The organism is Mitsuaria sp. TWR114 (genome assembly GCF_007997345.1).
This window is the reverse complement of sequence record NZ_VOSR01000574.1, coordinates 1-9,540: the sequence shown is the minus strand read 5'-3', so window position 1 is coordinate 9,540 and position 9,540 is coordinate 1. Positions and strand designations below refer to the sequence as shown.

The following is a 9,540-nucleotide window of genomic DNA, read 5'->3' as shown; positions in this document are numbered from 1 at the left end:
CGGCCTGCTCGCGCGCGCCGCTGACGTGGTCGAGGATCCACTGCAGCTTCGTGCCGGAGAAGTAGGCGTCGACGACCAGCCCCGTTTTCTCCTGGATCCGCGCGCCGTGCCCCTGCTCGCGCAGTTCGGCGCAGCGCGGCTCGGCGCGCCGGTCCTGCCAGACGATCGCATGGTGGATGGGCCGGCCGGTGCGGCGGTTCCACACCAGCGTGGTCTCGCGCTGGTTGGTGATGCCCAGCGCCTTCACGTCGGCGGCCTTCAGTGAGGCCTTGGACAGCACCTCGCGCGCGACGGCGAGCTGCGTGTCCCAGATCTCGTCGGCGTCGTGCTCGACCCAGCCGGGCTGCGGATAGATCTGGCGGAACTCGCGCTGCGCCATCGCGACGATGCGCCCTTGCGCATCGAAGACGATCGCGCGCGAACTGGAGGTGCCTGGTCCAGGGCCAGCAGGTAGGTCATGACTTGTCTCGCTGGTCGTGTGCTTTGAACGGCGCTTGAACGGCGCTTGAACCGAGGGGCGGCGGCTGCCCGCCGCGATGCTACGGCGCGACCACCAGTTCCACGCCGGCGTCGCTCATCAGCGCCGGGAAGGGCTCGGGCGGCGGCTCGTCGGTGAAGAGCGCGTCGATCTGCGGCAGCCGCGCCACCTCGGCCATCGCCGGGCGGTTGAATTTCGTCGCGTCGGCCGCCACCCACACCTCGCGCGAATGCTCGACGATGGTCCGCGCCACCATCACCTCGCGGTAGTCGAAGTCGCGCAGGCTGCCGTCGGACTCGATGCCCGAGATGCCGATCAGCCCGATGTCCACCTTGAACTGGCGGATGAAGTCGACCGCCGCCTCGCCGACGATGCCGCGGTCGCGATGACGCACCGAGCCGCCCACCATGACGAGCTCGCAGTCCGGGTTGTCGCTCAGGATCATCGCCACGTTGAGGTTGTTCGTGATGACCCGCAGGCCCTTGTGGCGCAGCAGCGCATGCGCCACCGCCTCGGTCGTCGTGCCCAGGTTCAGGATCAGCGAACAGCCGGCCGGGATGCGCGCCGCGATGGCGCGCGCGATGCGGGCCTTGCCATCGGCCTGCATTGCCTGGCGCTGGCGGTAGGCGATGTTCTCGGTGGTCGACGAGGGCACGCGCACGCCGCCGTGGAAGCGCTGCACCAGGCCGGCCTCGGCCAGGCGCTGCACGTCGCGGCGCACGGTCTGCAGGGTGACGCCGAATTTCTCGGCCAGCGCCTCGACGCTCACCGATCCATTGGCGCGCACCTCTTGCAGCAGGTCGTTCTGACGCGGGTTGGGATTCATGGCGCGCAGGCTAAAGGAACCAAAACGAACAAATGATCGGGTAAACCCTTGCCTGAAACGCGCATATTCGCGCTAAAAAGAAAAAAGAAGAACAGAATTGCGAACTTCGCAACGGCCTTCGAACCGCCGTCGCGTCGATTCGTTCCCCAGGAGACCCGCTTGAATCCCGCCCCGATGACCGCCAGCCCCACGACGACCGAATCCGGAGCCCCTGCCGCACCGGGGGCGCCGGGCGCGCCGAGCGTCTGCGACGTGTTCGTCGTCGGCGGCGGCATCAACGGCGCGGGCATCGCGCGCGACCTGGCCGGCCGGGGCTGGAAGGTCGTGCTGGCGGAGGCCTCGGACTTCGCCGCGCACACCTCGTCCTCGTCGACCAAGCTGATCCACGGCGGGCTGCGTTATCTCGAGTACTACGAGTTCTCGCTGGTGCGCAAGGCGCTGCAGGAGCGCGAGGTGCTGCTGCGCAGCGCGCCGCACATCATGTGGCCGCTGCGCTTCGTGATGCCGCACGACGCCGCGATGCGGCCGGCCTGGATGATCCGCATCGGCCTGTTCCTGTACGACCACCTGGCGCGCCGCGAGGTGCTGCCCGGTTCCACCGGTGTCGACCTGCGCCACTCGCCCTACGGCGAGCCGCTCAAGGCCACGTACACGAAGGGCTTCGTCTATTCCGACGGCTGGGTCGACGACGCCCGCCTGGTGGTGCTGAACGCGCTGGACGCGCGCGAGCATGGCGCGGTGCTGCATACCCGCACGACGGTCACCGCGGCGCGGCGGCATGCCGACCACTGGATCGTCACGCTGCGCTGCGCCGACGGCGAGCGCACGGTGCGCGCCCGTGCGCTGGTCAACGCGGCCGGGCCGTGGGCGGAGGGCTTCCTGCGCGAGGTCGCCACGCCCGCGCGCGGCGAGGCGCTGGCCACCAAGAGCCTGCGCCTGGTCAAGGGCAGCCACATCATCGTGCGCAAGCGCTTCACCCACGACCACGCCTACATCTTCCAGAACCCCGACAAGCGCATCATCTTCGCCATCCCCTACGAGGACGACTTCACCCTGATCGGCACGACCGACGTGGAGCTCGCGCCCGATGCGCTGGCGGGTTTCGGCAAGGCGCGCATCGAGGAGCGCGAGATCGCCTACCTCTGCGAGCAGGCCAGCCGCTACTTCCGCGAGCCGGTCAGCGCCGCGGACGTGGTCTGGACCTACGCCGGCGTGCGGCCGCTGCTGGACGACGCCTCCGGCGACCCGTCGGCGGTCACGCGCGACTACCTGCTGGAGACCCACGCCGACGGCGGCGCCCCGCTGCTGAGCGTGTGGGGCGGCAAGATCACCACCTTCCGCAAGCTGGCCGAGGACGCGGCCGACCTGATCGGCGCGCTGCTGGGCGACCGGCGCCGCGCCTGGACCGAACATGCGCACCTGCCCGGCGGCGACCTGCGCGACTGGATCGGCGCGCCGCAGCGGCCCGACACCGACTTCCAGCGCCTGCTGGCCGCGATCGGCCAGCGCCACCCGTGGCTGCCGCCGTCGCTGGCGCGGCGCCTGGCGCGGGCCTACGGCGCGCGCGTCGGCCGGGTGCTCGGCGGCGCGGAGCGACTGGACAACCTCGGCCCGGAGATTGCCCCGGGCCTGCACCAGGCGGAACTCGAATACCTGGTCCGCGAGGAATGGGCGCGCGCGGCGGACGACGTGCTGTGGCGGCGTTCCAAGCTGGGACTGCATTACACCGAGGCGCAGCGGATGGCGGTGGTCCAGTGGTTCGCCGAGCGCGAGCACCTCTGGGCCAAGCCGCCGGCTGCCGCCGCATGACCTGACCCCACGCCCCGTGGCCCGTCGGGACTGCGGGTTCGCGGGGAGCGACAACGGGAGCCACCCGCGCCATAAAGCGCAACGGCGCGCCGACCGGCGCCCGCCAGCGCCGGGAAACGCCGCGAGGCGCGACGAAACGACAACGACATGCACACAGAGACAACGATGGAGCCGAGCTCATGGAGCTGAGCCTACAGGGCGTGAGCCACAAGGTCGGCGCGCAGCAGCACCTGTATCCGATGGACCTGCGGCTGGTGCCGAACGCGGTCACCGTGCTGCTGGGCGCGACGCAGGCGGGCAAGACCACGCTGATGCGGCTGATGGCGGGCCTGGACCGGCCCAGCCAGGGGCGGGTGCTGGTCGACGGCACCGACGTCACCGGCTGGCCGGTGCGCCAGCGCGATGTGGCGATGGTCTACCAGCAGTTCATCAACTATCCGTCGATGACGGTGCGGGACAACATCGCGTCGCCGCTTCGACTGCGCCCCTCGCGCGGCCCCCTCGACCGCGACGCGATCCGCCGCCGCGTGGACGAGCTCGCCACCAAGCTGCACATCGAGATGCATCTGGACAAGCTGCCCGCGCAGCTCTCCGGCGGTCAGCAGCAGCGCGTCGCGCTGGCACGGGCGCTGGCCAAGCAGGCGCCGCTGATGCTGCTGGACGAGCCGCTGGTGAACCTGGACTACAAGCTGCGCGAGGAACTGCGCGAGGAGCTCGGCCAGCTCTTCGCCGCTGGCGAGTCGACCGTGGTCTACGCGACCACCGAGCCGGCCGAGGCGCTCCAGCTCGGCGGCTACACCGCGGTGATGGACGCCGGCGAGCTGCTGCAGTACGGCCCGACCGCCGAGGTCTTCCACCGTCCCGCATCGCTGCGCGTCGCGCGCGCCTTCAGCGATCCGCCGATGAACCTGGTGATCGCGCAGGGCCTGGGCGACCGGCTGCAGCTGCGGCCGGGCGTCGAGCTCGCGCTGCCGGGGCAGGGCGGCGTCACCGTCGGCGTGCGCGCCAATGCGCTGCGTGTGAGCGCGCAGCCCGGCGACCTCGCGATCAAGGGCGAGGTCGAACTCGCCGAGATCTCCGGCTCCGACACCTTCGTCCATGCGCGCACCGAGATCGGCGAGCTCGTCGCCCAGCTGACCGGCGTGCACGACTTCGAGCTCGGCGCACCGCTGACGCTGTACCTCAACGCGGCGCATGTCCACGTCTTCGACGCGGCCGGCCTGCTGACACGGGCGCCCGAGCGCCGGGGAGGCCGCTGATGGCCCGCATCGACCTGGACCTGGCCCATGCCTATCGGCCCGATCCGAAGGAGGACAGCGACTACGCGCTGCTGCCGCTGCAGATGAGCTTCGAGGACGGCGGCGCGTATGCGCTGCTGGGCCCGTCGGGCTGCGGCAAGACGACGATGCTGAACATCGTCTCCGGGCTGCTGCGGCCCTCGCACGGCACGGTGAAATTCGACGGCCGCGACGTGACCACGCTGACGCCGCAGCAGCGCAACATCGCGCAGGTGTTCCAGTTCCCGGTCATCTACGACACGATGACCGTGGCCGAGAACCTGGCCTTCCCGCTGCGCAACCGCGGCGTGCCGGCGGATCGCATCAAGGCGCGCGTGGGCCGCATCGCCGAGATGCTGGAGCTCAACGGCCAGCTGGACCAGCGCGCCTCGGGCCTGTCGGCGGACGCCAAGCAGAAGATCTCGCTGGGCCGCGGGCTGGTGCGCGAAGACGTGTCGGCGGTGCTTTTCGACGAGCCGCTGACCGTCATCGATCCGCATCTGAAGTGGCAGCTGCGCCGCAAGCTCAAGCAGATCCACCATGAGCTCAAGCTCACGCTGGTCTACGTGACCCACGACCAGGTCGAGGCGCTGACCTTCGCCGATCGCGTCGTCGTCATGACGCGCGGACGGGCGGTGCAGGTCGGCACGGCGGGCGAGCTCTTCGAGCGGCCGAGCCACCGTTTCGTCGGCCACTTCATCGGCTCGCCGGGCATGAACTTCCTGCCCGCGATGCTGGACGAGCACGGCGCGCTGCGCGTCGCCGACCAGCTGGTGGCGACCGGTGGCGTCGCGCTGGACGCGGCGTTGCCGCGCGGCACGCCGTTCTCGCTGGGCATCCGGCCGGAATACGTGGCGGTCGACGCGGTCGGCGACGGCGTCCCGCCGCTGCCCGGCAGCATCACCGGCGTGGTGGCGCAGGTGCAGGACATCGGCACCTACTGGCTGCTGACGGCCCGCACCGGCGCGCACACGCTGAAGGCGCGGCTGCCGGCGCAGGCCTCGCCACCGCCCGCGGGCGCGACGGTCGCGCTGCGCGTGCTCAATCCCCACACCTGCTTCTATGGCGCGGACGAGCGGCTGATCGCCGCCAGCGCGGCGACCGCCGGCGCGCGCCAGGAGGATCTCGCATGAAACCCATCAACCAGAAAGCCTGGTTCCTGGTCCTGCCCGTGCTGCTGTGCGTGGCCTTCTCGGCCATCCTGCCCTTGATGACGGTGGTGAACTACTCGGTGCAGGACATCATCTCGCCCGAGCGGCGCGTCTTCGTCGGCACCGAGTGGTTCGCGGCGGTCATGCGCGACGAGGAGCTCCACGGCGCGCTGCTGCGCCAGCTGGGCTTCTCGCTGGCGGTGCTGCTGGTCGAGATCCCGCTGGGCATCTGCCTGGCGCTGTCGATGCCGGCGCAGGGCTGGAAGGCCTCGGCGGTGCTGGTGATCGTCGCGCTGTCGCTGCTGATTCCGTGGAACGTCGTCGGCACGATCTGGCAGATCTACGGCCGCGCCGACATCGGGCTGCTGGGCGCGTCGCTGCAGGCGCTGGGCGTCGACTACAACTACACCGGCGATGCCACCGACGCCTGGGTCACGGTGCTGATCATGGACGTCTGGCACTGGACGCCGCTGGTGGCGCTGCTGTGCTTCGCCGGGCTGCGCTCCATCCCCGACGCCTACTACCAGGCCGCGCGCATCGACGGCGCCAGCAAGTTCGCGGTGTTCCGCTACATCCAGCTGCCCAAGATGCGGGGCGTGCTGATGATCGCGGTGCTGCTGCGCTTCATGGACAGCTTCATGATCTACACCGAGCCCTTCGTCCTCACCGGCGGCGGTCCCGGCAACGCCACGACCTTCCTCAGCCAGTACCTGACGCAGAAGGCGGTCGGCCAGTTCGACCTCGGCCCGGCGGCGGCGTTCTCGCTGATCTACTTCCTGATCATCCTGCTGCTGTGCTTCATCCTCTACAACTGGATGCAGGCGCTCGGCACCCAAGACAAGAGCGAGGTGGCCCATGGATGAACGCCGATTCCGCAAGCGCACGATCTTCCTGATCGCCTACCTGCTCTTCGCGCTGTTGCCCATCTACTGGATGGTCAACATGAGCTTCAAGACGAACGAGGAGATCCTCTCCAGCTTCAGCCTGTGGCCGCAGCACTTCTCGCTGGCCAGCTACCGGACGATCTTCACCGATCCGTCCTGGTACAGCGGCTACATCAACAGCCTGATCTACGTGGCGATCAACACGGTGATCTCGATCAGCGTGGCGCTGCCGGCGGCCTACGCGTTCAGCCGCTACTCCTTCCTCGGCGACAAGCATGTCTTCTTCTGGCTGCTGACCAACCGGATGACGCCGCCGGCGGTGTTCCTGCTGCCGTTCTTCCAGCTCTACACGACGCTGGGCCTGATGGACACGCACCTGGCGGTGGCGCTGGCGCACCTGCTGTTCAACGTGCCGCTGGCGGTGTGGATCCTGGAAGGCTTCATGAGCGGCATCCCGCGCGAGATCGACGAGACCGCCTACATCGACGGCTACAGCTTCCCGCGCTTCTTCCTGACGGTGTTCCTGCCGCTGATCAAGGCGGGCGTGGGCGTGGCGGCGTTCTTCTGCTTCATGTTCTCGTGGGTGGAGCTGCTGCTGGCGCGCACGTTGACCAGCGTCGACGCCAAGCCCATCGTCGCGACGATGACGCGCACGGTGAGCGCTTCCGGCATGGACTGGTCGACGCTCGCGGCCGCGGGCACGCTGACCATCGTGCCGGGCGCCATCGTGATTTGGTTCGTGCGCCACTACATCGCGAAGGGTTTCGCGATGGGCCGGGTGTGAGGGAGGTCCGCGATGTTTGATTGGATGGTGTGGACGACGCCGGTCGCGATCTTCTTCAGCTGCGTGGTGCTGATGCTGATCGGGATGACGGTGTGGGAGATCAAGTCGCCGACGACGCTGCGCAAGGGCTGGCTGCCGATGCGCACGACGCGCGGAGACCGGCTGTTCATCGGCCTGCTGGCGGCGGCGTACATCAACCTGGCCTTCGTCGGCCTGGGCGCGAAGATGGCCGAGTGGTTCAAGCTCGAGGCCGAGCCCAGCGTGTGGATCAGCTTCGTCCTGTCGATGCTGGTGCTGGGCCTGATCCTGCGCAAGGGCTGACACTTCATTGAAGCTTCAAGGAATTCGGCTTCCTCTTCCCCCGGAGCCGCGATTCGTCCTCAAGAGGGGGAGATTCGACAGACACAGGAGACAAGCGTGAACAAGAGCAAGTATTCCGCGCTGGCCGTGGCCGCATTGCTGGCGTTGGGAGCGAACGCCGCCTGGGCCGGCGAGGCCGAGGCGAAGAAGTGGATCGACAGCGAGTTCCAGCCGTCGACGCTGTCCAAGGACAAGCAGACCGCCGAGATGAAGTGGTTCATCGAGGCGGCCAAGAAGCTGCAGGCCAAGGGCGTGAAGGAGATCTCGGTGGTGTCCGAGACCATCACCACGCACGAGTACGAGTCCAAGGTGCTGGCCAAGGCCTTCAGCGAGATCACCGGCATCACGGTCAAGCACGACCTGATCCAGGAAGGCGACGTCGTCGAGAAGCTGCAGACCTCGATGCAGTCGGGCAAGAGCATCTATGACGGCTGGATCTCGGACTCCGACCTGATCGGCACGCATTTCCGCTACGGCAAGATCATGAACCTCACCGACTACATGGGCGGTGCGGGTAAGGAGTGGACGAATCCCGGGCTGGACCTGAAGGACTTCATCGGCACCAGCTTCACGACCGCACCGGACGGCAAGCTGTACCAGCTGCCCGACCAGCAGTTCGCCAACCTGTACTGGTTCCGCGCCGACCTGTTCGCGCGCAAGGACCTTCAGGACAAGTTCAAGGCCAAGTACGGCTACGAGCTGGGCGTGCCGCTGAACTGGAGCGCCTACGAGGACATCGCCGAGTTCTTCACCAACGACGTGAAGACCATCGACGGCAAGCCGATCTACGGCCACATGGACTACGGCAAGAAGGACCCGTCGCTGGGCTGGCGCTTCACCGATGCGTGGCTGTCGATGGCGGGCTCGGCCGACAAGGGCATTCCCAACGGCATGCCGGTGGACGAATGGGGCATCCGCGTGGCCGACGACAAGTGCACGCCGGTGGGCGCGTCGGTGGCCCGCGGCGGCGCGACCAACTCGCCGGCGGCGGTGTACGCGCTGACGAAGTACGTCGACTGGATGAAGAAGTACGCGCCCAAGGAGGCGACGGGCATGACCTTCGGCGAGGCCGGCCCGGTGCCGGCCCAGGGCCAGATCGCGCAGCAGATCTTCTGGTACACGGCCTTCACCGCGGACATGACCAAGCCGGGCCTGCCGGTGGTGAATGCCGACGGCACGCCGAAGTGGCGCATGGCGCCCGGCCCGAACGGTCCGTACTGGAAGGCCGGCATGCAGAACGGCTATCAGGACGTGGGCAGCTGGACCTTCTTCAGCGGCCATGACGCCAACCGGACGGCGGCGGCCTGGCTGTATGCGCAGTTCGTGACGGCCAAGACGGTGAGCCTGAAGAAGAGCATCCAGGGCCTGACCTTCATTCGCGACAGCGACATCCGCAGCGACTACTTCACCAAGAACGCCAACAAGTACGGCGGCTTGATCGAGTTCTACCGCTCGCCGGCGCGGGTGGCGTGGACGCCGACGGGCACGAACGTGCCGGACTATCCGAAGCTGGCGCAGCTGTGGTGGAAGAACGTGGCGCAGGCGGTGACCGGCGAGAAGACGCCGCAGGCCGCGATGGACACGCTGGCGGACGAGATGGACGCGGTGATGGCGCGGCTGGAGCGCGCCGGCATGGCCAAGTGCGCGCCCAAGCTCAACAAGAAGGAAGACCCGAAGAAGTGGCTCTCCGACAAGGGCGCGCCGTGGGCCAAGCTGGCCAACGAGAAGCCCAAGGGCGAGACGATCGCCTATGAGAAGCTGCTGGGGGCTTGGAAGGAAGGCAAGGTGCGCTGAGCGCAACCGCATGGCGTCGGCCGCTTGGCCCTCACCCTCCCTCTCCCGCAGCAAGCGGGAGAGGGTGACAAGCAGGCCGGCGCGCGGATGAACTCCCTCTCCCGCAAGCGGTAGGGCGCGACAAGCAGGCCGGCGCACGAATGAACTCCCTCTCCCGCTTGCGGGAGAGGGCCGGGG

General features: G+C 68.5%; 8 protein-coding genes and 1 pseudogene. 7 read left to right on the top strand and 2 right to left on the bottom strand.

Going from position 1 to position 9,540, the window contains the following annotated elements; genetic code table 11:
• Positions 1-459: pseudogene (locus tag FUT87_RS19815) on the bottom strand (FGGY family carbohydrate kinase); the annotation flags it as partial.
• Positions 460-539: 80 nt separating this feature from the next.
• On the bottom strand, positions 540-1,304 hold the full coding sequence (locus FUT87_RS19810) for a DeoR/GlpR family DNA-binding transcription regulator (RefSeq protein ID WP_091728890.1): 765 nt from the start codon (positions 1,302-1,304) through the stop codon (positions 540-542).
• Between the two features lie 174 nt (positions 1,305-1,478).
• Between FUT87_RS19810 and glpD the strand changes: the two genes are divergently transcribed.
• The 7 genes from glpD to FUT87_RS19775 all read left to right on the top strand — a co-directional run bounded on the left by glpD (position 1,479) and on the right by FUT87_RS19775 (position 9,363).
• A complete protein-coding gene (gene glpD, locus FUT87_RS19805) occupies positions 1,479-3,113 on the top strand; it encodes a glycerol-3-phosphate dehydrogenase (protein ID WP_147242133.1) in 1,635 nt (544 codons plus the stop codon).
• A 179-nt stretch (positions 3,114-3,292) separates the two neighbouring features.
• Entirely contained in the window at positions 3,293-4,372 is a 1,080-nt protein-coding gene (locus FUT87_RS19800; RefSeq protein ID WP_147242132.1) for an ABC transporter ATP-binding protein, read from the top strand.
• Entirely contained in the window at positions 4,372-5,523 is a 1,152-nt protein-coding gene (locus FUT87_RS19795) for an ABC transporter ATP-binding protein (protein ID WP_147242131.1), read from the top strand. Before FUT87_RS19800 ends, FUT87_RS19795 begins: the two co-directional genes overlap by 1 nt.
• Entirely contained in the window at positions 5,520-6,404 is an 885-nt protein-coding gene (locus tag FUT87_RS19790) for a carbohydrate ABC transporter permease (RefSeq protein ID WP_091728875.1), read from the top strand. The genes FUT87_RS19795 and FUT87_RS19790 overlap by 4 nt, the downstream gene beginning before the upstream one ends.
• Positions 6,397-7,209, top strand: coding sequence for a carbohydrate ABC transporter permease (locus FUT87_RS19785; protein WP_091728872.1), 813 nt, complete (start codon positions 6,397-6,399; stop codon positions 7,207-7,209). Before FUT87_RS19790 ends, FUT87_RS19785 begins: the two co-directional genes overlap by 8 nt.
• Positions 7,210-7,221: 12 nt before the next feature.
• Entirely contained in the window at positions 7,222-7,530 is a 309-nt protein-coding gene (locus tag FUT87_RS19780) for a DUF2160 domain-containing protein (RefSeq protein WP_147242130.1), read from the top strand.
• Between the two features lie 96 nt (positions 7,531-7,626).
• Entirely contained in the window at positions 7,627-9,363 is a 1,737-nt protein-coding gene (locus tag FUT87_RS19775; protein WP_091728865.1) for an ABC transporter substrate-binding protein, read from the top strand.
• Positions 9,364-9,540: the final 177 nt, after the last annotated feature.